The following is a 24,156-nucleotide window of genomic DNA, read 5'->3' on the forward strand; positions in this document are numbered from 1 at the left end:
CAGTGTACTCTCAGCCATCCGTGCCCACCAAAGCGGCGGCGAATTCATCCGGGTCAAAGGGCGACAGATCGTCAATCTGCTCACCAACACCCACGGCATGAATGGGCAGGCCAAAGCGATCCGCCAGCGCCACCAGCACGCCGCCCTTGGCGGTGCCGTCAAGCTTGGTCATCACCAGACCGCTGACATCGGAGATCTCTTGGAAAACCTTCACCTGATTGACCGCGTTCTGCCCTGTCGTCGCATCCAGCACCAATAGGGTGTTATGCGGCGCGGTCTCATCCTTCTTGCGGATGACGCGCACGATCTTGGCCAGTTCCTCCATCAGGTCGCCCCGGTTTTGCAAACGGCCTGCCGTGTCGATCAACAGCAGATCGGCCCCCTCTTCCTGCGCGCGGCCCATGGCGTCAAACGCAAGGCTCGCGGGGTCGCTGCCCTCGGGCGCGGTCAGCACGGGCACGCCTGCGCGTTCGCCCCAGACCTGCAATTGCTCCACCGCGGCGGCGCGGAACGTGTCACCGGCGGCGATCACGACCTTCTTGCCCGCCGCACGGAATTGCGAGGCCAATTTGCCGATGGTCGTGGTCTTGCCCGAGCCGTTCACGCCGACCACCAGCACCACCTGCGGGGTCTTGGCATAGAGCGGCAGGGGCCGAGCCACAGGCTCCATGATGCGGCTGACTTCGCTGGCGAGCAGCTGTTTGATCTCAGCCACCGAGAGTTTTTTGCCAAAGCGCCCTTCGGCCATATTCGCGGTGACCCGCAGCGCCGTGTCGACGCCCATGTCCGCGCTGATCAACAACTCTTCGAGCTGTTCGAGCATCTCGTCATCGAGCGTCCGGCGCACCACGGGCTGTGCGGCACTGCGGCCCATGAGGCGGCCCAGAATGCCCGGTTTGGCGGGGGCGGCCTCTCCCGGGGATTCGTCCAGCGCCGGGGCGACGGGGGTCATCGCTTGGCGCAGGTCGGTCGCCGCGGGAACTTCCTCCGGGGTCGGTGCAGGCTCGGGGTCAGCGGCGGGCGGTTCCTGCGCGGGCGTGCGGTCCGGCTGGGGCTCAGCCGGTTCGGGCTGCGGTTCAGGCGCAGGCTGCGGCTCGGGCTCTGGGAGCGTCTCGGGTTCCGGGACGGGTTCAGGCGCGGGGGTCGGCTCTTCCACCGCCTCCCGCTCTGCCGCCAACATCGGGCCGCTGTCCTCCTGCCCGTCGGGCATCACGTCAGAGGCCGCGCCGGGCTGGTCCATCACCGCATCCACGGGGGCGGCTTCGGCCTCCGCCTCTCCGCCATCGCTGACGATTGCCTCCAACCCCTCGTCGAGTTTGGACGAGGATTTGAACAAGCGGTCCTTGAGCTTCGTGAAGAAGGCCATCGGCGTCTCCCATGCAGTTTCGTCTTGATCTATAGGCTTGCCCGCGCAGATGGAAGGGCGCCCGGGCAGATCAAGCCCGCCGGGAGGGGGCGGGGTCAGATTTCATCGGGGAAATGCTGCATCACCAGCCGGATCGGGTTCGGCGCCGCCTGCCCCAGCCCGCAGATCGAGGCATCGACCATGGCGGTCGACAACGCCTCCAGCAGGTCTTGGTCCCAGCGGTCCTCCTGCATCAGCTTCACCGCCTTTTCACAGCCGACCCGGCAGGGCGTGCATTGGCCACAGCTTTCATCCTCGAAAAACCGCAACATGTTGAGGGCGGCGGCCCGCGCGCTGTCGTGTTCCGACAGGACAACCACCGCCGCCGAGCCGATGAAAGACCCATGCGGCTGCAACGTGTCAAAGTCCAGCGGCAGATCCGCCATCGACGCGGGCAAAAGCCCCGAGGACGGCCCACCCGGTTGATAGGCTTTGAACAGATGGCCCTCTGCCATGCCCCCCGCCGCCGCGATGATATCGGTGATGGTCGAGCCTGCGGGCAGCAGATACATCCCCGGGCGCGCCACACGGCCCGATACGGAATAGCTGCGCAGCCCTTTGCGGCCATTCTTTTCGACCCCGTTCAACACCTGCGGCCCCTCGCGGCAGATGCGGGCGATCCAATGCAGAGTCTCGACGTTATGCACCAAGGTCGGGCGGCCAAAGACACCCACTTGCGCCACATAGGGCGGGCGGTGGCGCGGCAACCCACGCTTGCCTTCGATGCTTTCGATCATGGCGCTTTCCTCGCCACAGATATAGGCCCCCGCCCCACGCCGCAGATCGACATAGCCGGGCGCGATGAGGCCCGCGCCTTCCAGAGCGGCGATCTCACGGCGCAGGATCTCCAGCACCGCCGGGTATTCGTCGCGCATGTAGAGAAAGACCTTCTCCGCCTCCACCGCCCAAGCGGCGATCAACATGCCTTCGAGGAAGAGATGCGGCCTACGTTCAAGATACCAGCGATCCTTGAAGGTGCCCGGCTCGCCCTCATCGCCATTTACCGCCAGATAACGCGGGCCGGGGTTGCCGCGCACGAAGCCCCATTTCTTGCCCGAGGGGAAACCAGCCCCGCCAAGACCGCGCAGCCCGGCCTCTAACAATTGCTCCTGCACCTCTTCCCAATCGCCCCCCTGACGCAGGTTCAACAGCGCGTCGTAACCCCCTGATGCCGCGTAGGTTTCGTAAGCCTCATAGTCAGGCAGCTGGGCATGGGTATCTCCGGCACCAATTGCCGCCAGCACTTTCTCGGGCGTCGCGTGGTCGATATGGTTATGCCCCAGTTCCAGCACCGGCGCCGTGTCGCAGCGCCCCATGCAGGGCGCGCGCAAGACGCGCACTTCGGTCGGGTCCAAACCCTCCTCCAACGCGGTTTTCAAGGCCTGCGCCCCGGCCAACTCACAAGACAGCGAATCGCAGACACGGATGGTCAGCGCGGGCGGCGGGGTCTCGCCCTCTTTCACCACGTCGAAATGAGCGTAGAAACTGGCGACCTCATAGACCTCGGCCATCGACAGGCGCATCTCTTCGGCCAAGGCGCGCAGATGCGCGGCCGACAGGTGGCCAAAGCGGTCTTGGATCAGATGCAGAAACTCGATCAGCAGATCGCGGGCGCGCGGGCGGTCGCCCAACAGCGCGCGGACCTCATCCCACGCCGTATCCTGCAACTGCCGCCCCTTGGGGTGATGCCGCCCCTTGCCCTTGCCGGATTTCCAAACGCCCTTTCGCGGCTCCCCCGCCGCAGCCTTGCCGTGATCGTCCAGCGCCATGTCTTTCCCCCGCCTTGCTTTCCGCCTTGGTAACAAATCCAAAGCCCTAGGCGCGATCAAAAAGCGACAATCGCGCGGGTGTTTGCGTTGTGCGCGGCCCCTGCGGCGGGCAGAATACGGGGGCCGAGCCGATTGGCCGGGGTCGCAGGGGAAAACGCATGCTGTGGTATGTGATCGCAAGTCTGACACCGGCGGTGTTGATCGCCGCCGCCGCCCTCTGGGGCGGGGTCTGGCCCGTGCTGGCACTGTTGTCGATCACGGTGCATGTGGCCTTCATGGACCGGTTGGGCCGCGCCCTGCGCCTTTCCGACAGCTCAGGCCGCGCCCTGACGCTGACCTTGGCCGCCACGCATTTCCTGCTGCTGCCGCTCGGGGTCTGGGCAATTGGCGCAGCCCCGCATCTTGAGGCGTTGGACCGCGCCCTGATCTTTGCCGCCCTTGGCCTGTTTCTGGGCCAGATCAGCAATTCCAACGCCCATGAGTTGATCCACGCCAGCCGCCGCCTGCCCCGGCGGATCGGCACGGCGATCTATATCTCGCTGCTGCACGGGCATCACGTCTCTGCCCATCTGCGGGTGCATCATCCCGCCGCCGCCACCCCGGCTGATCCCAACTCCGCCCCCAAGGGCATGGGGTTCTGGCGGTTTCTGCTGAGCGCAAGCTGGGGGGAGTTTCGCGCCGGGTGGCAGGCCGACAGTGCGCAGCGGGCGCGCACGACGGGGCCGCAGGGGCTGCACCCTTACACGCTCTACCTCACTGGCGCGGCGCTGGCGCTGCTCACGGCGCTGCTGCTGGGCGGGGTCGCCGGGCTGCTCGCCTATATCGGGCTGGCAGCCTATGCACAGATGCAACTGCTGCTGTCGGACTATGTGCAGCACTATGGGCTCCGGCGAGAGCAGCGCCCCGATGGCCGGTTCGAGCCGATGGGCCCGCTGCACAGTTGGAACGCGCCGAAATGGTACTCCGCCGCGATGATGCTGAACGCCCCGCGCCATTCGGACCACCACATGCGCCCCGCCCGCGCCTTCCCGGCGCTGGAGGTGACGCCAGAGATGCCGAAACTGCCCTATTCCCTGCCCGTGATGGCGGTGATCGCCCTCGTCCCCCCGCTGTGGCGGCGGGTGATGGACCGGCGCGTGGCGCGGTGGCATCAGCGCTGACCCCACTGGCGCGGGGCGCGCGCTTCTGGCAGGCTCGTGGCATGAGACATGCCTTTGCCCTGATCTGCACTCTCCTTCCCCTGCCTGCCTTGGCCGAGATGGCGGCGGCGGAGTTCGAAGACTATACTGAGGGCAAAACCCTCTACTTCGGCCAATCCGGCGCGCCTTATGGGGCGGAAATCTACCACGAGGACCGGCGCGTACAGTGGTCCTTTCTCGATGGCCACTGCAAAGAGGGGCGCTGGTATGAGGCCGATGGGCTGATCTGCTTTGTCTACGAAGACGACCCCACCCCGCAATGCTGGAGCTTTACCGAAAGCCCGACCGGACTGGTGGCGCGGTTCGAGAATGATCCGGCCCAGACCGAGCTTTACGAGGCACGAGAGAGGACCGATCCGCTGCTCTGCCTCGGGCCGGAAGTCGGGGTCTAAGCGGGTTCAGCCCTCGCCTTTGACCGGCAGCCGACCGTCGGCGAATTCGATCTCCAAATGCGCCGCCTTCTTGGCAGCCTCCGCGCTGGTCACCACATCACCGTCGCCCCGCACCACGGCGAAACCACGGGCCAGCGTTTCGCGATAGCCGAGCGTGCCGAGCGTGCGGCCCATCGCGGCGATCTGGCGGCGGCGGCGGTCCTGATCGGCGCGGCCTGCGCGCGCCAGCCGGGCCAGCACCTCTTTCAACCGTTGGTCTTGGCGCGAGAGGTCGCGGCGCAGAACCTCGGGGCGGAAGGTTTGCGTGCGGTCCAAAAGCCGCTCCCGGCGGCGGAGGATCTGACGGTGCAGCACCTCGGGGTGGAACCGGTCAATCCGCGCGGCCAGCCGCTCGCGCTGTCCGGCCAGATTGCGTTGCCACGCGGGGTCGAGCCGCGCCGAGAGCTGCGCCAGACGTTGGCGATCCGCCTCTAACTGGCGGCGCAGGGTGCCGGGGCGCAGAGCGCCAGACATATCGGCCAGCTTGACGCGGCGCCCTTGGACGCCTGCGATCAGCGCAGGGGCCAGTTTCTCCCCCCCGCGATCAAGTCGCTGGCGCGGCCCCTCCAGCAGCGTGTCGGCCCGGGGCAAGGCCCGCGCCAGATCCCGCATCCGCTGGCCCCGGCGGGTCAACCCTTGGCTCAGCGCCTGCCGCATCCTCGCGCCCTGCCCCTCCAGCCACGCTGCCAGCTCATGCCGCACCGGCACGGCAAGCTCTGCCGCTGCCGTGGGCGTGGGCGCGCGCTTGTCCGAGACGAAGTCGATCAGCGTCGTGTCGGTCTCATGCCCCACGGCAGAGATCAGCGGGATGTCCGACGCCGCCGCCGCGCGCGCGACGCTTTCCTCGTTAAAGCCCCAGAGGTCTTCGACCGAGCCACCGCCACGGGCCACGATGATCAACTCGGGCCGGGGCAATGCGCCACCGGGGGTGAGCCGGTTGAACCCTTGGATGGCGCGCACCACCTCGGGCGCGCATTGCGCGCCCTGAACGGCGACCGGCCAGACCAACACCTTGCGCGGGAAACGATCCCGCAGCCGGTGCAGAATGTCACGGATCACCGCCCCCGAGGGCGAGGTCACAACGCCGATGATCTCAGGCAGATAGGGCAGCGGGCGTTTGCGTTCGGGGGCGAACAGCCCCTCCGCCGCCAGCGCCGCCTTTCGTTTCTCCAACAGCGCCATCAGCGCGCCCATGCCCGCCGGTTTAATGTCCTCAATGACGATCTGATATTTCGACTGACCGCCAAAGGTGGTGATGCGCCCGGTGGCAATGACCTCCATCCCCTCTTCGGGCTGAGTCTCAAGCCGCGCGGTCACGCCTTTCCAGATCACGCCCGAGATGACCGAGCGGTCATCCTTGAGGTCGAGATAGACATGCCCCGAGCGCGGGCGGCTGACGCGGCCCACTTCACCGCGAATCCGCACATGGCCGAACTCCCCCTCGATCACCCGTTTGATCGCGCCCGAAAGCTCGGTCACCGTGAATTCGGGGCTGTTGCCACCGGGGGCGGGGTCGTCGAACAGATCCATCTGGGCACCTTGTGTCTGTGGGCCCCCCAGCTTAGAACGCGGAGCAACGAAGTCCAAGGGAGTGCGCGGCATGAATATCCTGATCCTCGGCAGCGGTGGCCGCGAACATTCACTTGCTTGGGCGGTTATGCAGAACCCCAAATGCGACAAGCTGATCGTGGCACCGGGCAACGCGGGCATCGCCGCCATCGCGCAATGCGCCAAGCTCGACATCATGGATGGCGCGGCGGTTGTGGCCTTCTGCGAGGGAAATAACATCGATTTCGTCATCATCGGCCCCGAAGCGCCCCTCGCCGCGGGTGTGGGCGACGATCTGCGCGCGGCGGGTTTCGATGTCTTTGGCCCCTCCAAAGCGGCAGCGGCGCTGGAAGCTTCCAAAGCCTTCACCAAGGAAATCTGCGACGCCTGCAATGCACCCACGGCGGGCTATGGCCATTTCACCGATGCCGCCAGCGCCCGCGCCTATGTCGAAAAGCAAGGCGCGCCGATTGTGATCAAGGCCGACGGTCTGGCGGCGGGCAAGGGTGTCATCATCGCCATGAGTGACGCCGAAGCCCTCGCCGCCGTGGATGAGATGTTTGACGGCGCCTTTGGCGAGGCAGGCGCCGAGGTCGTGATCGAAGAGTTCATGGAAGGCGAAGAGGCGTCTTTCTTCGTGCTCTGCGACGGGGAGACGGTGCTGCCCATCGGCACGGCCCAAGACCACAAGCGCGTCGGCGAAGGCGACAGCGGCCCTAACACCGGCGGCATGGGCGCCTATTCCCCCGCCCCGGTGCTGAGCGACGAGATCGCCGAACGCGCGCTGAATGAGATCATCCGCCCCTGTATGGCCGAGATGGCGAAACGCGGGATGCCCTATCAGGGCGTGCTCTATGCCGGTTTGATGATCAAAGACGGCCAGCCGCGTCTCGTGGAATACAATGTCCGTTTCGGTGATCCGGAATGCCAAGTGCTGATGATGCGCCTCGGCGCGCAAGCGTTCGACCTGATGCAGGCCACGGCCAAGGGGGCGCTTGCCGATATGCAGGTGAACTGGGCCGAAGATCACGCGCTGACCGTGGTGATGGCCGCCAAAGGCTACCCCGGTGACTATGAAAAGGGCAGTGAGATCAAGGGCCTCTCCGCCCTCCCAGAGGACAGCGCGAATATGGTGTTCCACGCAGGCACCAAGGCGCAGGACGGGGCGATCTTGGCCAATGGCGGGCGCGTGCTGAACGTCACCGCACGCGGGGCCACGCTGGCCGAGGCGCAAGAGCGTGCCTATGCGATGGTCGATGGGATCGATTGGCCCGAAGGGTTCTGCCGCCGCGACATCGGCTGGCGCGCGCTGAGCTGACGGGTGGCGGCTCTACCAGAGCCGCAGCCGCCTCTCATTCACAGGCCAGCGCCTTGGCAAAGCTCTCGGCCCCCGCGAAGGGGCCAATATCGCGCCGCGTCAGCTGTCCGCCTGTCAGGCGCACCCCCACCACATGCTGCCAGTCGGCATCCGCCAGCACCATTTCCGGCCCCGCACCGCAATCGCGCAGACCGCCTGAGATATGCCGCTCTCCGATGCGATGATTGGTCAGCCCCGTCATTTGCGCGACTTCGCTGAGCCGCCCATCGGCAAAGCGCCAGACCCGCAGCACCCGCGCCAGATGCGGCCGGTCGACATAGGCGATCTCGACAGCGCCATCGCCATCCAGATCGGCGGCACCTATGGGGGCGAGCCACCGGTTGCTCTGGCCGATATGCGAGGTCTCGGTGATCTTGCCCTCGGGGCCATAGATCGCCAGCGCCGCGCCACGATTGACGTCCGTCTCGACCACCAGAACCTCGGGCGCGCCATCGCCGGTCACATCCACGAGCCGGGGGGCGATATCTTCGAAAACATGGTCGCGCGGCAGATGGAAGCGCCGCGCACCGCCATCTGTCAGAGAGACCTGCAAGCCGCCCCATTCCAGCGCGTCGCCAAGAATGCCATGGGCATAGCGCCCCGTGGGCGCGATGTAATGCGCGGCGGTGATCGTCTCCGCCGCCGCATCTGTTGCAATCAGCGCCAGCAATGCCGCGCCGATCGCCCGCATCAGATTTGCTTTTCTGGCATCTGCACGCGCAGACCGTCCAGCGCATCGGTGACCTTGATCTGGCAGGTCAGACGCGAGCGCGCGGGATCGGGCTCGAAGGCGAAGTCGAGCATGTCTTCTTCCATGTCGTCCATCGGCGGCAGTTTCTCGGCCCAGGCCGGATCGACATAGACATGGCAGGTGGAGCAGGCGCAGGCCCCGCCACAGTCGGCTTCGATGCCGGGAATGTTATTGTCCCGCGCGCCTTCCATGACGGTGAGACCATTGGCCACCTCGACCACATGTTCGGTGCCGGAGTGTTCGACATAGGTGATTTTGGCCATGATGATGCCCTTTCGTCCTAAAAGTTCGGCCTTGTTTAGCGGGCTATGGCAGCCGGTTCCAGCCCCCTTTTCGCAAGGTCACGGCGCGCCCGACATTGCGGTGGGCAAGGCCCACGCATCCGGCTAGTCTGCCCGCGAACAACAGGCGAGCCCGAGAGACCGGCATGATACAGCCCCTCCCCCTCAGAACCGCGCGGCGCTGCGCCGCTTTGCTGCTGACCGTCGCGGCCTTGGCGGGTTGCGAGACAGGGGCACCGGCCACGCCCCGCCCCGAGCCGGGAGTGTTGGAGGCCACCCGCAACGGCCCCGCAGGCGCGCCGGAGGGAAGCTGCTGGGGCCGCACGGTCAGCCCTGCGGTGATCGAGACGGTGACCGAACAGGTCGAAGTGACCCCGGCCAAGATGAACCCCGATGGCAGCATCGCCAAACCGCCCGTCTACAAGACCGAGACCCGGCAAGAGATCGTGCGCGCACGGGTCGACAATTGGTTCGAAACCCCCTGCCCCGATGTGCTGACGCCCGAGTTCAACAGCAGCCTGCAACGGGCGCTAGAGGCGCGCGGGTTCTACGCAGGGCCGATCACGGGTGAAATGGACGCGGCCACGCGGCAAGCGGTGCGGCGCTATCAGGCGCGGCAAGGGCCGAACAGCGAGGTGCTGTCGCTCAATACCGCCCGCGCGCTTGGGCTTGTGACGGTGCCGCGACAGGGCGGCTGACCTCAGAAACGAAAAAGGGCGCCCCGCAGGCGCCCTTCCCCAAACCTTGATGCTAGGTCACTCGGCCAGTGAGAGTGCCACAAAACGCGGGTCGCCTCCGCGGCGGACCAACAGCAGCAGAGACCGGCGGCCCGCCTCTTTTGCCGCCTCGATCCGGGCTTCGAGGTCGGCGATGCTCGACACCTGCTCCTGCCCCGCTTCGGTGATGATGTCGCCCATGCGCAGACCCTTCTCAAAGGCCTCCGACGTCTGATCCACATCCGTCACGGCAAGGCCGGTCATACCGTCATCGGCCCCCAGTTCGGCGCGCAGATCATCCGTAAGCGGCATCAGGGTCAGGCCCATCAGCATGGTCGACTGCGGCTCGGCCTCGGCCCCCTCATCGGCGTTCTCGTCCATACCGGCGGGAACCGCGCCATCGGCCTCTTCGCGGCGGCCAAGTACAACCTTTATGGTTTGGGTCTTGCCGTCACGCAGCACGGTCACGCGCACCGTCGCGCCCACGGGGCTGTTGCCCACCTGACGGACAAGACCACGGGTATCGACCACTTCGACACCGTCGAAGGATTTGATCACGTCACCGGTCTTGAGCCCCGCCTCACGCGCAGGCCCCTCGGGCACATCGGTGATCAGGGCGCCGACGGCTTTCTTGAGGCCCATGGCATCGGCCACGTCATCGGTCACGTCCTGAATGCGCACGCCCAGCCAGCCGCGGCGGGTTTCGCCGTATTCCTGCAACTGGTCGATCACGCGGGTGACCACGTTCGATGCCATCGAGAAACCGATCCCGATCGAGCCGCCGTTGGGCGACAGGATCGCGGTGTTCACCCCGATCACCTCGCCATCCATGTTGAACAGCGGACCGCCGGAGTTGCCCCGGTTGATCGCGGCATCGGTCTGAATGTAATCGTCATAGGTGCCCGACAGCGCCCGGTTGCGCGCTGACACGATGCCAGCTGAGACCGAGAAGCCCTGTCCGAGCGGGTTGCCCATGGCAATCACCCAGTCCCCCACCCGCGCGGCGTTGCTGTCACCGAAAGAGACGAAGGGCAGCGGCGCGTCCGCTTCGACCTTCAAAAGCGCGATGTCGGTCTTAGGGTCGGTGCCGATGACCTCGGCAATCAATTCCTCGCCCGAGAAGAATTCGATGGTGATCTCATCCGCGCTTTCGATCACGTGGTTGTTGGTCACAACATAGCCGTCTTCGGAGATCACGAAACCCGAGCCAAGGGCCGAGGAACGGCGGGGCCGGTTGCCCTCACCATTGTTGCGGTCCTGAAACTCGCGAAAGAAGTCTTCGAAGGGCGAGCCTTCGGGCACGATGCCCTGCGGCCCGGTGCGGCCCTCAACCGTGGTAGAGGTGGTGATATTGACCACCGAGGGGCTAATTTTTTCGGCCAGCGGGGCGAGGCTTTCGGGTTTGGCCAGCGCCATGCTGGCTTGCAGGATCAGGAGGGTCAGCGCCATCACCCCCATCGCCATCGCTCGCATCCATTGGGTGTGTTGTGCTGTTGTGGACAGGGAAACCGCCTTGGCCTGCATTCATCGTCTCCTGATTGTTCCTGTTGTTGCCAACGTGGGCAGAGTGCATTCCGAAAGGACGGGCTGCAACAGCAAAGATGGGGCCGATCACGGGCATTTCAACGGGTGGGAGTGTGACGATTTGCGACCCCGGCCTGCGAGGTCGTGGGCAAAACGGACGCCGTTTCACCCCGCCTGCGCGGCGTCACAACCCCAGTTGAAAGGAGAGCCAAACCAAGATCAACCCGGCCACCACCGCCAGCGCGCCAAGCTGGCGCAGCGCGGCCTCTGGGATGCGGCGGAGCATTTCGAGCATCTGTTCCAAAAACGAAGGGGCCAGTGCGTACACCAGCCCCTCGAAAATCAGAACCGACCCTAGAGCCAGTAGAACCAGCGTCATTCTTCCAGCGCCGCTGGCAGATCTGTCTCAGCCTCCGGTGCGGCGGGGGCTGGCGTGGCGGGGGCCGCGGGGGCGGCCTCCTCCTGCGTATCCTCTACCGCGGCGGCGTTATCTGCCTCCGGCGCAGGCTCAGCCGCGGGCGCATCAGCGGCAGGGGTCTGCGGTGGTGCAACCGCATCGACCGAGGTCGTGGCGCTGCGATCCGACCGCAGGTAGTTAAAGAACTCACTATCCGGCGACATCACCATGGTGGAGTTCTGCCCCTGCAAAGCCTGCTCATAGGCGCTGAGCGAGCGGTAGAATTCAAAGAATTCCTGATCCTTGCCATAGGCCTGCGCGAAGATGTTGTTCCGCTGCGCGTCCGCCTCACCTTCGATGATCCGCGCGTCACGGCGGGCCTCCGAGAGGATCTCTTCGTAGGTACGATCGGCAAGGGCGATGACACGCTGCGCGGCTTCGCGGCCACGGGCGCGTTCGTCGGTCGCTTCACGCTCACGCTCGGCGATCATCCGTTGCAGGGTCGCGTCGAAGTTCTGCTCGGGCAGGTTTGTCTGACGCAGACGCACATCCACCACCTTGAGGCCAAGCGCCTGCGCGCGTGCATCGGCGCGAACACGGATCTGCTCCATCAGGTCGGCCCGTTCGGGCGACAGGATGGTGTTGGATGTCACGCCCTGCGAACCAAGCACGGCACGGATTTGGCTTTCCATGATGCCGCCCATCTCGCTTTCGGCCTGACGTTCACCGCCCGCACCCAGAGCTTGCCGGTACTGCACCATATCGTCGATGCGGTAGAGCACGAAGGCGTCGATCTCAAGGCGCCGGTCATCGGCGGGGGTGACTTCGATCACCGGGGTTTCCAGCGACAGGATGCGGTCTTCGTAGCGCACGACCTCATCCAAAAGCGGGACTTTGAACCCAATGCCCGGCTCGTTGCGGACCTGTTTGATCTGGCCGAAACGCAGCACCAGCGCTTTTTCACGCTCGTCCACGACAAAGACAGCCGAAAGGACACCCACGATGGCGATCACCAAGATGGGAATGATAAGACTTGTTTTCCGCATCAGTTCGACCCTCCGCCGCGCCGCAATTCATTGAGTGGCAGATAGGGAACGACGCCCTGCCCACCTTGGCCGCTGCCGTTTTCGAGGATGATTTTATCCACGTCGCCCAGCACCTTTTCCATGGTCTCAAGATATAGACGTTTGCGCGTCACATCGGGGGCGTTGCGGTATTCTTCCAACACGGCTTCAAAGCGGCTGGCCTCACCCACAGCGTCGTTCACGACGCGGGCGCGGTAACCTTCGGCTGCTTCCAGAAGCTGCGCGGATTCACCGCGTGCCTCGGCAGTGCGCCGGTTGGCATAGGCGTCAGCCTGACGTTCCACCCGGTCACGCTCCTGCTCGGCGGCTTGCACGTCGCGGAAAGCATCGACGACAGACTGCGTGGTGGTGTTGCCATTGGCATCGGTGACCTGCACGGTCTGGCTGGGCGGGTCGACCTTGTTCACGTTGACACGCAGCACGTTGATGCCGGTGTTGCGGTTGTCGAGGGTGTTCTGGATCAACTCCTTCACCCGATCCGCCACCGCACCACGATCCCGGTTGAGGATCGGCGCCAGTTCGGACTGCGCGATGACTTCACGCATGGCGGATTCCGAGATCGCCCTGACCGAGGCTTCGGGATCGCGCAGCGAAAATTTGAAGTCGCGCGCGTTCTTGATGTTCCAGACCACTTGGAAGTCGATGTCGACGATGTTCTCGTCCGTGGTCAGCATCAAGCCTTCGTTGCCGCCGCCGCCGCGCCGCACGCCCAACTCCTCGGTGCGGTTGGTGGTGACGTCGAATACCTCCGCCGTGACCAGCGGCCATGGGGCAAAGTTCAAACCCTCGGTGCCGATGCCGGAAAATTCGCCCAAGAACAGTTCGATCGACTGCTGTTCGGGCCGCACGGTGTAGAAGCTGGCAAAGCCCCAAAGCGCCACACCCGCCAAAAGCGCGATGCCAAGGGTTGAACGTGTCACGCCCGGCCCACCAGAGCCGCGACCGCCGCCGCCGGTGCCATTGCCCCGGTCGTCGCCGCGCCCCCCCATCAAGACGCGCAGTTGCTCTTGCCCCTTGCGCACCAGATCGTCGATCTCGGGCATCTGGGGGCGGTCACCGCCCTGCCCGCGTGGACCCTGCGGCCCGTCGTTGCGACCCCCGTTGCCCCGGTCTCCGCCGTTGCCCCGGTTGCCGCCTCCGCCGCCCCCCCAGGGGCCTTGCGAATTTCCTGCCATTGATATGTTCCCCTCTGGGCCGCCCATGCGGCCTATCGTTCCAAAAATTGTACGCTTTCGCGTGATATTCAAGCCGTGCGAGTCGGATTACGCATGGTCACCAGTTCTTCGGACATGGTCGGGTGCACCGCGCATGTGGCGTCGAACTGCTCTTTCGTGGCGCCCATCTTGACCGCGATGCCAACCATCTGGATCAATTCGCCCGCGTTGGGTGCGACGATATGACAGCCCAGCACCACCCGCGTGTCGGCGCAGACGATGAGCTTCATCAGCACCCGGTCGGCCTTGCCCGCAAAGGCGCCCTGCATCGGTTTGAAAGAGGTCGCATAGACCTCAATCGGCCCCGCCTCCCGCGCGGCCTCCTCGCTCAGCCCCACGGTGCCCATCTCGGGTTGGGTGAAGATCGCCGAAGGCACCAGATCATGATCCACCGGCGTCGGGTTGCCGCCAAAGACGGTCTCGACAAAAGCCATGCCCTCGCGGATCGCCACGGGGGTGAGGTTGATGCGGTTGGTCACGTCGCCGATGGCATAGACGGAAGGCACCGCCGTCTGGCTGTATTCATCCACCTCGATCTCACCGCTGCGGCCCAGTTTCACGCCCAGGTCTTCCAGCCCCATGTCATCGCTATTGGGGCGACGGCCCGTGGCAAAGAGCACTTGGTCGAACATCTTTTCGGTGCCGTTGGTCGGCTTGACCTTCATCGGGCCGCTGCCGTCTTCGTGGCTGGGCGTCATCTCCAGAATGTTGGTGCCAAGATGCAGGTCGATCCCCTTTTCCTGCATCATCTCGGCCACCATGCCTCGGGCTTCGTCGTCAAAGCCGCGCAGGATCTGCGCGCCGCGGTAGTATTGCGTCACTTCGACACCCAAACCATTGAGGATACAGGCGAATTCACAGGCGATATAGCCGCCGCCGATGATCAGGATCGACTTGGGCAGCTTTTCAAGGTGGAACAGATCGTCAGAGACCAGCCCCAGTTCCGCATTCTCGATCTCGGGGCGCACGGGGCGACCGCCGCTGGCGATGAGGATGTGTTTCGCGGTCTTCTCGGTCCCGTCGGAGAGCGCGACGGTATGGGGGTCCTTGATCCGCGCGCGGGCGTCGAATGTGTCAACGCCGGAGTTCTTCAGAAGCTTGCGATAGACACCTTCGAGACGGTCCAACTCAGTGTTCAGACGGCCCTTGAAGTCATGCCAGTCAAACGGCCCAGCCTTGAGATCCCAGCCAAAGCACTTCGCCTCATCCACCACATCGGCATAGCCCGAGGCAAAGACCATCAGCTTTTTGGGCACGCAGCCCCGGATCACGCAGGTGCCGCCATAGCGGTCTTCCTCGGCCAGACCGACCTTGGCGTCATGTTCGCCCGCCGCGACACGCGCCGCGCGCACACCGCCCGAGCCGCCACCGATGACAAACAGGTCGTAGTCGAATTCATTCTTGGCCATTTGGCGCCTCTCTTAGTCGTTTTGGGTCTTGCGCGGGATCGCGCATATTTCGGTGTTGCGCGGGGTCGCGCGTGTCTCGCTGTGTCGGCGTTAATCGCTCAGGTCGGAAAACAGGTTGTCGGTCTCGACGAATTCCAAACGGTCGGTCGCCACGGTGCCTTCATTTATGTCGCGCACCTCTACCCTGCCATCCCCGTAACCGATCACAACCGCGTCACAGATATCTATGAACAGGCCGTTTTCCACCACGCCGGGCATCTGGTTCAGCACCAGCGCCAATTGCCGTGCGTTGCCGATGCGCCCCAGCCGCAGGTCTAGGATATAGTTCCCCTCGTCGGTGATAAAAGGCACCTCGCCATTCATCCGCAGGGTCGAGCTTTGGCCAAGCACATCCATCGAGATCAGCGTCTCTTCGACCAGCGCCTGCGTGGTCTGCCAGCCAAAGGGAATCACCTCGATCGGCAGGGGGAATGCACCCAGATGATGCACCTCTTTGCCGATATCGGCGATCACCACCATCTGGTCGCTGGCCGTCGCCACGATCTTTTCTTGCAGCAAGGCCCCGCCGCCGCCCTTGATGAGGTTCAGGTCGCCGTCAAATTCATCTGCCCCGTCAATCGTCAGATCAAGCCATTTCGCCTCATCGAGCGAGATCACCTCGATCCCCACATCCCGCGCCAGTTGCGCGGTGCGCGAGGAGGTCGGCACGCCTTTGATCCGCAGCCCATCGTCGCGCACCATCTCGCCCAGACAGCGCACCAGCCACGCCGCCGTCGATCCGGTGCCAAGCCCCACGCGCATCCCGTCTTCCACGAATTCGCACGACCGTTTCGCGGCCACGAATTTGGCCTTGTCGATCGGTGATAGGTCTCCGGACATCGGGTGCTCCCTTGCAGGCGTTTGCCGCGTTATAGGGCGAATTGGCATAGGGTGCGAGGGGCAAGTCGGCGGTTTTTGGCGGTGCCGCGTGGCGACAGGACGGGCAGAGCGCACGGCCTGTCGCTTTCGGCGCGCCGCGGGGTGGCGGGAAATGGTTGGATCGGGCCTAGGTCGCTTGCAATGCGCCAGAGGTCTGGGCGATACCCGTCCCACCGCGCCCGCCACCCGCAACCATAAAAGGGTCCGCCATCTGATGTTTCTTTCGGTCTTCGACATGTTCAAAGTGGGCATCGGCCCCTCGTCTTCGCATACCATGGGGCCGATGGTGGCGGCGGGGCGTTTCCTTGACCAGATGCGCGCATCGCCCTTCCAATTCGCCGGTCTGCGCGCCTCGCTCCACGGCAGCCTCGCCTTTACCGGCGTCGGCCATGCGACCGACCGCGCCACGATCCTCGGCCTCGCCGGGTTCACGCCCGAGGACTATGACGCCGATGCCGCCGAAAAGGTGTTGGAAGAGATCAAACAGACCCGCCGCATCAACGTCGACGGTCTGCCCGAACTGCGTTTCGACCCTGAGCGCGACATGATCTTTGACTACGACACCAAGCTTGCGGGCCATGCCAACGGCATGATGCTGATGGCCACCGATGCCCAAGGCGACGTGACCTTACGCGAGACCTATTATTCCATCGGCGGCGGCTTCGTGATGACCGAAAAGGAACTGGCCGCAGGCAAGGACACGGATGAGGGCGCGCCGGTGCCCTTCCCCTTCAAGTCCGCCGCGGAAATGCTTGAGATGTCGGCCAAATCTGGCAAAACCATCGCGGGTATGAAACGCGCCAATGAAGAGGCGCGTGGCGGGGCCGAGAACCTGCGCGCCGGGTCGAAACGGCTGTGGCAGGTCATGCGCGACTGCATCGACCGGGGGCTAACCTCCGAAGGCACCCTGCCCGGTGGGTTGCAGGTAAAACGCCGCGCCAAGGGCATCTACGACGCGCTGATGGCGGAGCGCGGACAGAACCAATCCGCCCCGCATACGATCAACGATTGGATGAGCGTCTATGCCATGGCGGTGAACGAGGAGAACGCCGCAGGCGGGCAGGTCGTGACCGCGCCGACCAACGGGGCCGCAGGTGTGATGCCCGCCACCGTGCGCTATTACCTCGACCATGTCCCCGGCGCGTCTGAGGCGCATATCGAAGACTTCCTACTCACCGCCGCCGCGATTGGCGGGCTGGTGAAATACAACGCCTCCATTTCGGGGGCCGAGGCGGGCTGTCAGGCCGAAGTCGGCAGCGCCGCCGCCATGTCCGCCGCCGGGCTATGCGCTGTGATGGGCGGCACCCCGCAGCAGATCGAAAACGCCGCCGAAATCGCGCTGGAGCATCACCTCGGCATGACCTGCGACCCCGTCAAAGGGCTGGTGCAGGTGCCTTGTATCGAGCGCAACGGCTTGGGCGCGATCAAGGCGGTCTCGGCGGCATCTCTGGCACTGCGCGGCGACGGCACGCATCTCGTGCCGCTCGATGCCTGTATCGAGACCATGCGCCAGACCGGCGCGGACATGAGCGAGAAGTATAAGGAAACCTCCCTCGGCGGATTGGCGGTGAATGTGCCGAATTGCTGAAGCTGCGCAAATTTGCACAGGCCCCGTTCGGCAGGGCCAATTGTTGAGGTGACCGCCACCGCCTATCTTCTAAGCAACCGCAAAGGAGAGCATCATGTCCCTCAGACCCACATTGGAAACCCGCCGCGCCACGCCCACGATGGAAGGCGCCGGGGTGAAACTGCACCGCGCTTTCGGCTTCCACGACCCGTCGGAGCTTGACCCCTTTCTGTTGTTCGACGACTTCCGCAACGAGCATCCGCGCGACTTCGAGAAAGGCTTCCCTTGGCACCCGCACCGCGGGATCGAGACGATTACCTATGTGCTCGAAGGCACCGTGGCCCATGCGGATTCGCTCGGCAATACCGGTGATCTGAACGCGGGCGACGTGCAGTGGATGACCGCCGGATCGGGCATCCTGCACCAAGAAATGCCGCGCGGAAATGCCAAGGGGCAGATGCATGGCTTCCAGCTATGGGGCAATCTGCCCTCGGCGCAGAAGATGACCGCGCCGCGCTATCAGGATATGAAATCCGCCGAGATCCCGGTGGTGACCGATGATGACGGCACAAGGGTCAAGATTATCACGGGCGAGTTCTGGGGCAAACGCGGCCCCGTCGACGGCATCGCCGCCGATCCGCAGTATCTGGATATCTTCGTGCCTGCGGGCGTGAAAAAGACCTTTCCGATCGACACCTACCGCCGGGCCTTTGCCTATGTCTTCCAAGGCGCGGGCGCTTTCGCCGATGCCTCCGCCCCTTCGGGCGTGCTGCTGGAGAAGGAGGTCGCCGGCGAGGAGGTCAACATCCGCGACATGTCCGGGGACCGCACGCTCATCCGCTTTGGCACCGGCGATGAGGTGACGGTTCAGGCCGGTGAGGACGGCGTACGCTTCCTGCTGATCTCGGGCGCGCCGATTGAAGAGCCGGTGGCGTGGCACGGGCCGATCGTGATGAACACCCGCGCCCAGATACAGCAGGCGATGCGGGATCTGAACAACGGGACCTTCATCCGCCCCGCCCATTGACCCAAAGGGCCGTGGCCGCTCAGACGGTCACGGCCTTGCGCACCATATCCCAATATTGCGCCACGACCTCGTCCAGCGACAGCCGTCCGCCCGCGCGGTACCAAGTGTTCACCCCGGTCAGCATGGCGATAATCGCCAGTGTCACGATCTTGGTATCGGCGACGGCGAAATCGCCGCTCGCCACCCCGGCACGCAGGATCGTCTCCAACCGGTCCTCATAGTCGCGGCGCAGGCGCTCGATCACGGCGAAATTCTGCTCCGTCAGATTGCGCAACTCCATATAGGCGATGAAAACCTCATCGGGCCGATCCGCGTGAAAACGGATATGGAAGGCCACGAAATCCTGCAACTGCTGCATGGCGGAGCGGTTGGGGTCATGGGGTGTTTCGGCCAGCAGGTCGGTCATATGCGCCTGCATCAGGTCGAACAGCAGGCTCTGCTTGTCGGGCGTGTAGTTATAGAGCGCCCCGGCCTGCACACCGACTTCGGCGGCGATGGCGCGCATGGACACGGCGGCATAGCCACCCCGTGCGAAAAGCCGCAGCGCGGCTGCCCGGACACGCGGGCCGGTGATATCGGAGTGGGAGCCTGTGGTTCTTGCCATGGCAGCAATTTAATGAACAAGCGTTCAAAAGCAAACCCCGCTTGCGCGAAGATCACGGCTGGGGCAGAACGAGGCATGACCCAAGCGCGCCCGCCCCGCCCCCTCTCGACCATCGCCCTGTTTCTGGGCGTCTCGCTGCTCGCGGGCTGCACGCAGTTTCCCGAACTCGACCGCACCATCACGCCCGCGTTGGAGGCCGCCCCCTACCCCGATCTGGTCCCGATCGACCCGCTCTTGGCCAAGGCCACCGCCGGGCGGATCGACCCGGCGCGGACCGAAGCGGCGCTCACGGGGCGTGCGGCCAATCTTGAAGCCCGCGCGGCGCGCGTCAGCCGCACAAGCGCCCAATCCGCCAGTGCCGCGCGGGTGGCGCGGCTCAGGGCGCGTGCTGCCGAACTCCGGCGCGCCCGCCAAGCCGCCGAGGGCAACGAAAGCGCTGAATAAACGGGCATCCCCGTGATGCGTATGCGCGTTGCACGCAGGCGCCGAACCCGCTACATCGCGGCTATGCCCGGCCCCGCCTGCCGGGCCTTTCGGATCAGACCAGAAGGACCACCGCCATGTCTAAGCCGCTTCGCCTCGGGATTGCCGGATTGGGAACCGTGGGCGTGGGTGTGCTGCGCATTCTGCGCCAGCAGGCCGCCCTGTTAGAGGCCCGCACCGGCTGCGCGATGACGGTCTCGGCGGTTTCGGCCCGCACGCGCAACAAGGATCGCGGGCTGTCACTCTCTTCCTATGATTGGGAGGATGACCCCGTCAAATTGGCCACCCGCGATGACGTGGATGTTTTCGTGGAGCTTATGGGCGGCGCGGATGGCCCCGCCAAGGCCGCGACCGAGGCCGCGCTGGCGGCGGGCAAACATGTGGTCACCGCGAACAAGGCGATGCTGGCGATCCATGGCCAAGCGCTGGCCGAACAGGCCGAGGGCGCGGGCGTGGCCCTGCGCTATGAGGCGGCTGTGGCGGGCGGCATCCCGGTCATCAAGACGCTGATGGAGGGGCTTGCCGGGAATGAGATCACCCGGATCATGGGGGTGATGAACGGCTCGTGCAATTACATCCTCACCCGGATGGAGGACTCAGGCAAAACCTATCAAAAGATTTTCGCCGAGGCCGATGGGCTGGGCTATCTCGAAGCCGATCCGCAATTGGATGTGGGCGGCATCGACGCGGCGCATAAGCTGGCGATCCTGTCATCGATCGCATTCGGCACCAAGATCGACTTTGACGGCATCCAGCTTGAGGGGATCGAGCGAGTCGCCATCGAAGACATCCGCGCCGCCGCCGACATGGGTTATAAGATCAAACTGCTGGGCGTGACCCAGAAAACCGGCCGCGGGCTGGAGCAGCGGATGATGCCCTGCCTCGTGCCGCAAACATCGCCTTTGGGGCAGCTTGATGGCGGCACCAATATGGTGGTGATCGAAGGCGATGCCGTGGGCCAGATCGTGTTGCGCGGTGCCGGTGCGGGTGAAGGGCCAACGGCCAGCGCCGTGATGGCCGATGTCTGCGACATCGCGCGCGGGTTGCGCGGGCCGGTCTTTGGCCAGCCTGCCGGAACGCTTGAGCAAACCACCCCCGCCAGCAGTCAGCGCCCTGCCCCCTACTACCTGCGCATGGCGCTGGTCGACAAACCCGGCGCTTTGGCGAAAATCGCCACGGTGCTGGGCGAAGCGGGTGTGAGCATCTACCGGATGCGCCAGTATGAACATGCGGATGTCTCGGCCCCCGTGCTGATCGTGACTCATAAGACAAGCCGCGACGCGCTGCTGGAAGCGCTGGCGAATATGGACAAGACGGGCGTGCTGGCCGGTGAACCGGTAGCGCTGCGGATCGAAGAGGTCTGAGACTGAGGGCCAACGCCTGCCCGCGGACGGGCGGGCGATGAGCGGTGCTTCGTCCCACATTATGGCTCAACCATGGTGCGCGCCCGCGGGGTCGCACCCAGCCCCACCAAATCGCCTACCCTGTCGCACCAAAGCTGCGCCTAGATAGACCCACCCGCCTTCGGCGTGACGAGGCGGGCAGGCGATGGCCCGGCGCCTACGGCTTGTTTCCGGGCCGGGGTCGCAGTTTCGGCCGAAGTGGCAGCCGCTCCCCCAACCCAAAACTTGCCCCGAGGCCCGCGCAAGGGTACAGGACAGAAAACACATTGCACCCAAGGACACTCCATGACCGCTTCCGCCGAATTCCAAGACCGCATGCTCTCTCTGGGCCTCGCCCGCGTTTCCGAAGCCGCCGCGCTGGCCTCGGCCAAGCTGATCGGCAAGGGTGACGAGAAAGCCGCCGACCAAGCCGCCGTGAACGCCATGCGCGAACAGCTTAACATGCTTGACATCGCGGGCGTCGTGGTCATCGGCGAAGGTGAGCGGGACGAGGCCCCGATGCTCTACATCGGCGAGGAAGTCGGCACCGGCAAGGGCCCCGGCGTAGACATCGCGCTCGACCCGCTCGAAGGCACCACGCTGACCGCCAAGGACATGCCCAACGCGCTGACCGTGATCGCCATGGGCCCGCGCGGCTCCATGCTGCACGCGCCGGACACCTATATGGACAAGCTCGCCATCGGCCCAGGCTTCGAGACCGATGTCGTCACCCTCGACATGAGCCCCGGTGAACGTGTCGAAGCGCTGGCCCGCGCCAAGGGCTGCGCGGCGTCCGACATCACCGTTTGCATCCTTGAGCGTCCGCGCCACGCCGACATGATCGCCGAAGTCCGCGCCACCGGTGCCGCCATCCGTCTGATCACCGATGGTGACGTGGCTGGCGTGATGCATTGCGCCGACCCTGAAACCGGCATCGACATGTATATGGGCCAAGGTGGCGCGCCCGAAGGCGTGCTGGCCGCTGCCGCCCTGAAATGCATGGGCGGGCAGATGTATGGCCGCCTGTTGTTCCGCAACGACGACGAAAAGGGCCGCGCTGCCAAAGCCGGGATCACCGAATTTGACCGCATCTATTCGCGCGACGAGATGGTCACCCAAGACGTGATCTTTGCCGCGACAGGCGTCACCGGCGGCAACATTCTGCCGGGCGTGAAACGCGAGCCGGGCTGGCTGACCACCGAGACGCTGATCATGCGCTCGCGCACCGGCTCGGTCCGTCGCATCAACTACCGCACCCCGGCGGAGTGAGGGCCAGACTGGCCCTTCCCACCCTATTCCATAACGGCCAAATGAGGTCCGCATGAGCTTTCTCGGTGTCGAAACATCTTTGACCGGGCGGCGCTGGATCGGTCCTGACGTGGAACTGACCCGCGCGGCGGAACTGCTGGTGCAGCGCGCGGGCCTGCCCGACCCGGTGTGCCAAGTGCTGGCGCGCCGCGGCGTGGTCGATACCCAAGCGGCGGGCTTTCTGGCCCCCGCCCTGCGCGACCTGCTGCCCGATCCCCGCTCCCTGCGCGATATGGAGGCCGCGGCGACGCGGTTTCTTTCGGCCCTGCGAAACCGTGAGCGCATCGCAATTTTCGCGGACTACGACGTGGACGGCGGCTCTTCCGCCGCGCTGCTGCTGGTCTGGCTGCGCGACATGGGCCACCGTGCGACGCTCTATATCCCTGACCGTATCGACGAGGGCTATGGCCCCAATGACGAGGCGATGGCCTCCCTCGCCGCTGAGCATGACCTGATCGTCTGCGTCGACTGCGGCACGCTGTCCCATGGCCCCATCGCCGCCGCCAAGGGCGCGGATGTCATCGTGTTGGACCACCACCTTGGCGGCGAAACGCTGCCCGATGCGCTGGCCGTGGTGAACCCCAACAGACAGGACGAAGATGGCACGCTGGCGCATCTCTGCGCCGCTGCAGTCGTGTTCTTGATGCTCGTCGAAGTGGGGCGCCAACTGCGCGAAGCGGGGCGCAAGGGGCCAGACCTGATGGCGATGCTTGATTTGGTGGCGCTGGCCACCGTCGCCGATGTGGCCCCGCTCACCGGCGTCAACCGCGCCTTCGTGCGTCAGGGGCTCAAGGTCATGGCCCGGCGCGCGCGCCCCGGCCTTGCCGCCCTGTCGGATGTGGCGCGGATGGACACCGCCCCCACGGCCTATCACCTCGGCTTTCTGCTCGGCCCCCGCATCAACGCGGGCGGGCGCATCGGGCAAGCAGACCTTGGTGCGCGTCTCTTGGCCACCGCCGACCCGCATGAGGCCGCGGCCCTCGCCGAACGGCTGGACCAGCTCAATACCGACCGCCGCGAGGTTGAGGCCGCTGTGCGCGCCAGTGCCATGGCACAGGCCGAAGACCGCGGCTTTGACGGACCGCTGGCATGGGCCGCTGGCCCCGGCTGGCATCCCGGCGTGGTGGGCATCGTTGCCTCACGCCTGAAAGAAGCCGCCAACCGCCCCTCTATCGTCATCGGCATCGAAAACGGCATCGGCAAGGGCTCGGGCCGCTCGATCAGCGGCATCGACCTCGGCGCGCCGATCCAGCGTCTGGCCGCCGAAGGGCTGCTGATCAAGGGCGGCGGGCACAAGATGGCCGCAGGCCTGACCGTGGCGGAAGACAAGATCGACGCGGCGATGGCGCGCTTAGGCGAATTGCTCACCAAACAGGGCGCGCATTTGGCAGGCCCCGCCGACCTCAACCTCTGCGGCATGATGATGCCCGGCGCAGCCACCGTGGAGCTGGCCGAGATGGTCGACCAAGCCGGCCCCTTCGGCGCCGGCGCCCCTGCCCCGCGCTATGCCTTTGCGGACATGCAAATCCGCTTTGCCAAACGCGTGGGCGAGAACCACCTGAAAGTGAGCTTTGGCGACGGCCTCGGCGCGAATCTAGAGGCGATTTCCTTTGGCGCCTACGACGGCCCCCTCGGCCCCGCGCTGGAGAACCACGGCGGCGCACGTTTCCACCTCGCGGGCCGTCTCGACATTAACAATTTCCGCGGTCGGCGCACCGTTCAACTGCGTTTGGAGGACGCCGCACGGGCCTGAAAACTTTTTCTGAAGAAACTTCATTTTT

At 65.2% G+C, this 24,156-nt stretch carries 22 protein-coding genes; 10 read left to right on the top strand and 12 right to left on the bottom strand.

Features of this window, described 5'->3' with window-relative positions; translation table 11 throughout:
- Positions 1 to 10: 10 nt before the first annotated feature.
- Entirely contained in the window at positions 11 to 1,366 is a 1,356-nt protein-coding gene (ftsY, locus tag ACGYK4_RS00925) for a signal recognition particle-docking protein FtsY (protein WP_394454733.1), read from the bottom strand.
- Between the two features lie 95 nt (positions 1,367 to 1,461).
- On the bottom strand, positions 1,462 to 3,174 hold the full coding sequence (locus tag ACGYK4_RS00930) for an NAD(P)H-dependent oxidoreductase subunit E (RefSeq protein ID WP_394454734.1): 1,713 nt from the start codon (positions 3,172 to 3,174) through the stop codon (positions 1,462 to 1,464).
- Between the two features lie 158 nt (positions 3,175 to 3,332).
- Between ACGYK4_RS00930 and ACGYK4_RS00935 the strand changes: the two genes are divergently transcribed.
- Positions 3,333 to 4,334, top strand: coding sequence for an alkane 1-monooxygenase (locus ACGYK4_RS00935; RefSeq protein ID WP_394432831.1), 1,002 nt, complete (start codon positions 3,333 to 3,335; stop codon positions 4,332 to 4,334).
- Positions 4,335 to 4,375: 41 nt separating this feature from the next.
- On the top strand, positions 4,376 to 4,765 hold the full coding sequence (locus ACGYK4_RS00940) for a hypothetical protein (RefSeq protein WP_394454735.1): 390 nt from the start codon (positions 4,376 to 4,378) through the stop codon (positions 4,763 to 4,765).
- Between the two features lie 6 nt (positions 4,766 to 4,771).
- Here the strand turns inward: ACGYK4_RS00940 and xseA are convergent, their stop codons facing one another.
- On the bottom strand, positions 4,772 to 6,334 hold the full coding sequence (gene xseA / locus ACGYK4_RS00945; RefSeq protein ID WP_394454736.1) for an exodeoxyribonuclease VII large subunit: 1,563 nt from the start codon (positions 6,332 to 6,334) through the stop codon (positions 4,772 to 4,774).
- 70 nt (positions 6,335 to 6,404) lie between these two features.
- Between xseA and purD the strand changes: the two genes are divergently transcribed.
- Complete coding sequence (purD, locus tag ACGYK4_RS00950) at positions 6,405 to 7,670, top strand: phosphoribosylamine--glycine ligase (RefSeq protein WP_394454737.1); 1,266 nt, start codon at positions 6,405 to 6,407, stop codon at positions 7,668 to 7,670.
- A 34-nt stretch (positions 7,671 to 7,704) separates the two neighbouring features.
- Here the strand turns inward: purD and ACGYK4_RS00955 are convergent, their stop codons facing one another.
- Both ACGYK4_RS00955 and ACGYK4_RS00960 read right to left on the bottom strand, forming a co-directional pair.
- Positions 7,705 to 8,400, bottom strand: a complete 696-nt coding sequence (locus ACGYK4_RS00955) for an FG-GAP repeat domain-containing protein (protein ID WP_394454738.1) — start codon at positions 8,398 to 8,400, stop codon at positions 7,705 to 7,707.
- Positions 8,400 to 8,723: a 2Fe-2S iron-sulfur cluster-binding protein gene (locus ACGYK4_RS00960; RefSeq protein ID WP_067266186.1), complete on the bottom strand. Its 324-nt coding sequence runs from the start codon at positions 8,721 to 8,723 to the stop codon at positions 8,400 to 8,402. The genes ACGYK4_RS00955 and ACGYK4_RS00960 overlap by 1 nt, the downstream gene beginning before the upstream one ends.
- A gap of 164 nt (positions 8,724 to 8,887) precedes the next feature.
- On the opposite strand from ACGYK4_RS00960, the gene ACGYK4_RS00965 reads away from it, so the two are divergent.
- A complete protein-coding gene (locus tag ACGYK4_RS00965; protein ID WP_394454739.1) occupies positions 8,888 to 9,439 on the top strand; it encodes a peptidoglycan-binding domain-containing protein in 552 nt (183 codons plus the stop codon).
- Positions 9,440 to 9,496: 57 nt separating this feature from the next.
- Here the strand turns inward: ACGYK4_RS00965 and ACGYK4_RS00970 are convergent, their stop codons facing one another.
- From ACGYK4_RS00970 to rpiA, 6 genes are all read right to left on the bottom strand, one after another.
- On the bottom strand, positions 9,497 to 10,930 hold the full coding sequence (locus tag ACGYK4_RS00970; protein ID WP_394455103.1) for a Do family serine endopeptidase: 1,434 nt from the start codon (positions 10,928 to 10,930) through the stop codon (positions 9,497 to 9,499).
- A 235-nt stretch (positions 10,931 to 11,165) separates the two neighbouring features.
- Positions 11,166 to 11,360 carry a DUF2065 domain-containing protein gene (locus ACGYK4_RS00975; protein WP_394454740.1) on the bottom strand — a complete coding sequence of 65 codons (195 nt, stop codon included), beginning with the start codon at positions 11,358 to 11,360 and terminating at the stop codon, positions 11,166 to 11,168.
- Positions 11,357 to 12,424 carry a protease modulator HflC gene (gene hflC / locus ACGYK4_RS00980; protein WP_394454741.1) on the bottom strand — a complete coding sequence of 356 codons (1,068 nt, stop codon included), beginning with the start codon at positions 12,422 to 12,424 and terminating at the stop codon, positions 11,357 to 11,359. The genes ACGYK4_RS00975 and hflC overlap by 4 nt, the downstream gene beginning before the upstream one ends.
- Positions 12,424 to 13,638: an FtsH protease activity modulator HflK gene (hflK, locus tag ACGYK4_RS00985; protein ID WP_394416455.1), complete on the bottom strand. Its 1,215-nt coding sequence runs from the start codon at positions 13,636 to 13,638 to the stop codon at positions 12,424 to 12,426. The genes hflC and hflK overlap by 1 nt, the downstream gene beginning before the upstream one ends.
- A 68-nt stretch (positions 13,639 to 13,706) precedes the next feature.
- A complete protein-coding gene (gene gorA / locus ACGYK4_RS00990) occupies positions 13,707 to 15,086 on the bottom strand; it encodes a glutathione-disulfide reductase (protein WP_168612717.1) in 1,380 nt (459 codons plus the stop codon).
- 90 nt (positions 15,087 to 15,176) lie between these two features.
- Positions 15,177 to 15,965 (bottom strand): ribose-5-phosphate isomerase RpiA, encoded by a 789-nt coding sequence (gene rpiA / locus ACGYK4_RS00995; protein WP_394454742.1) that lies wholly within the window; start codon positions 15,963 to 15,965, stop codon positions 15,177 to 15,179.
- A gap of 253 nt (positions 15,966 to 16,218) precedes the next feature.
- On the opposite strand from rpiA, the gene ACGYK4_RS01000 reads away from it, so the two are divergent.
- Together ACGYK4_RS01000 and ACGYK4_RS01005 are read left to right on the top strand one after the other, a co-directional pair.
- Entirely contained in the window at positions 16,219 to 17,592 is a 1,374-nt protein-coding gene (locus tag ACGYK4_RS01000; RefSeq protein ID WP_394454743.1) for an L-serine ammonia-lyase, read from the top strand.
- Between the two features lie 94 nt (positions 17,593 to 17,686).
- Positions 17,687 to 18,598, top strand: a complete 912-nt coding sequence (locus tag ACGYK4_RS01005; protein ID WP_394454744.1) for a pirin family protein — start codon at positions 17,687 to 17,689, stop codon at positions 18,596 to 18,598.
- 19 nt (positions 18,599 to 18,617) lie between these two features.
- On the opposite strand, the gene ACGYK4_RS01010 is transcribed toward ACGYK4_RS01005, so the two are convergent.
- Positions 18,618 to 19,202 (bottom strand): TetR/AcrR family transcriptional regulator, encoded by a 585-nt coding sequence (locus ACGYK4_RS01010; protein WP_394454745.1) that lies wholly within the window; start codon positions 19,200 to 19,202, stop codon positions 18,618 to 18,620.
- 75 nt (positions 19,203 to 19,277) lie between these two features.
- Between ACGYK4_RS01010 and ACGYK4_RS01015 the strand changes: the two genes are divergently transcribed.
- The 4 genes from ACGYK4_RS01015 (at position 19,278) to recJ (ending at position 24,128) form a co-directional block, all read left to right on the top strand.
- Positions 19,278 to 19,646, top strand: a complete 369-nt coding sequence (locus tag ACGYK4_RS01015) for a hypothetical protein (RefSeq protein ID WP_394454746.1) — start codon at positions 19,278 to 19,280, stop codon at positions 19,644 to 19,646.
- A 116-nt stretch (positions 19,647 to 19,762) separates the two neighbouring features.
- Entirely contained in the window at positions 19,763 to 21,049 is a 1,287-nt protein-coding gene (locus ACGYK4_RS01020; protein ID WP_394454747.1) for a homoserine dehydrogenase, read from the top strand.
- A gap of 324 nt (positions 21,050 to 21,373) precedes the next feature.
- A complete protein-coding gene (gene glpX / locus ACGYK4_RS01025; protein ID WP_394454748.1) occupies positions 21,374 to 22,336 on the top strand; it encodes a class II fructose-bisphosphatase in 963 nt (320 codons plus the stop codon).
- Positions 22,337 to 22,388: 52 nt separating this feature from the next.
- On the top strand, positions 22,389 to 24,128 hold the full coding sequence (gene recJ / locus ACGYK4_RS01030) for a single-stranded-DNA-specific exonuclease RecJ (protein WP_394454749.1): 1,740 nt from the start codon (positions 22,389 to 22,391) through the stop codon (positions 24,126 to 24,128).
- Positions 24,129 to 24,156: the final 28 nt, after the last annotated feature.

This window comes from Sulfitobacter sp. 1A13368, from assembly GCF_043557275.1.
Classification (GTDB): domain Bacteria; phylum Pseudomonadota; class Alphaproteobacteria; order Rhodobacterales; family Rhodobacteraceae; genus Sulfitobacter; species Sulfitobacter faviae.

Excerpts from the sequence above, each read along its gene's own strand:
- ftsY (WP_394454733.1), bottom strand. The coding sequence starts at position 1,366 with ATGGCCTTCTTCACGAAGCTCAAGGACCGCTTGTTCAAATCCTCGTCC.
- hflC (WP_394454741.1), bottom strand. The coding sequence starts at position 12,424 with ATGCGGAAAACAAGTCTTATCATTCCCATCTTGGTGATCGCCATCGTG.
- ACGYK4_RS01015 (WP_394454746.1), top strand. The coding sequence starts at position 19,278 with ATGACCCAAGCGCGCCCGCCCCGCCCCCTCTCGACCATCGCCCTGTTT.
- purD (WP_394454737.1), top strand. The coding sequence starts at position 6,405 with ATGAATATCCTGATCCTCGGCAGCGGTGGCCGCGAACATTCACTTGCT.
- ACGYK4_RS00975 (WP_394454740.1), bottom strand. The coding sequence starts at position 11,360 with ATGACGCTGGTTCTACTGGCTCTAGGGTCGGTTCTGATTTTCGAGGGG.
- ACGYK4_RS00940 (WP_394454735.1), top strand. The coding sequence starts at position 4,376 with ATGAGACATGCCTTTGCCCTGATCTGCACTCTCCTTCCCCTGCCTGCC.
- ACGYK4_RS00955 (WP_394454738.1), bottom strand. The coding sequence starts at position 8,400 with ATGCGGGCGATCGGCGCGGCATTGCTGGCGCTGATTGCAACAGATGCG.
- ACGYK4_RS00965 (WP_394454739.1), top strand. The coding sequence starts at position 8,888 with ATGATACAGCCCCTCCCCCTCAGAACCGCGCGGCGCTGCGCCGCTTTG.
- ACGYK4_RS00960 (WP_067266186.1), bottom strand. The coding sequence starts at position 8,723 with ATGGCCAAAATCACCTATGTCGAACACTCCGGCACCGAACATGTGGTC.
- hflK (WP_394416455.1), bottom strand. The coding sequence starts at position 13,638 with ATGGCAGGAAATTCGCAAGGCCCCTGGGGGGGCGGCGGAGGCGGCAAC.
- ACGYK4_RS00970 (WP_394455103.1), bottom strand. The coding sequence starts at position 10,930 with ATGCGAGCGATGGCGATGGGGGTGATGGCGCTGACCCTCCTGATCCTG.
- xseA (WP_394454736.1), bottom strand. The coding sequence starts at position 6,334 with ATGGATCTGTTCGACGACCCCGCCCCCGGTGGCAACAGCCCCGAATTC.
- glpX (WP_394454748.1), top strand. The coding sequence starts at position 21,374 with ATGACCGCTTCCGCCGAATTCCAAGACCGCATGCTCTCTCTGGGCCTC.
- ACGYK4_RS01010 (WP_394454745.1), bottom strand. The coding sequence starts at position 19,202 with ATGGCAAGAACCACAGGCTCCCACTCCGATATCACCGGCCCGCGTGTC.
- ACGYK4_RS01000 (WP_394454743.1), top strand. The coding sequence starts at position 16,219 with ATGTTTCTTTCGGTCTTCGACATGTTCAAAGTGGGCATCGGCCCCTCG.
- gorA (WP_168612717.1), bottom strand. The coding sequence starts at position 15,086 with ATGGCCAAGAATGAATTCGACTACGACCTGTTTGTCATCGGTGGCGGC.
- ACGYK4_RS00935 (WP_394432831.1), top strand. The coding sequence starts at position 3,333 with ATGCTGTGGTATGTGATCGCAAGTCTGACACCGGCGGTGTTGATCGCC.
- ACGYK4_RS00930 (WP_394454734.1), bottom strand. The coding sequence starts at position 3,174 with ATGGCGCTGGACGATCACGGCAAGGCTGCGGCGGGGGAGCCGCGAAAG.
- recJ (WP_394454749.1), top strand. The coding sequence starts at position 22,389 with ATGAGCTTTCTCGGTGTCGAAACATCTTTGACCGGGCGGCGCTGGATC.
- rpiA (WP_394454742.1), bottom strand. The coding sequence starts at position 15,965 with ATGTCCGGAGACCTATCACCGATCGACAAGGCCAAATTCGTGGCCGCG.
- ACGYK4_RS01005 (WP_394454744.1), top strand. The coding sequence starts at position 17,687 with ATGTCCCTCAGACCCACATTGGAAACCCGCCGCGCCACGCCCACGATG.
- ACGYK4_RS01020 (WP_394454747.1), top strand. The coding sequence starts at position 19,763 with ATGTCTAAGCCGCTTCGCCTCGGGATTGCCGGATTGGGAACCGTGGGC.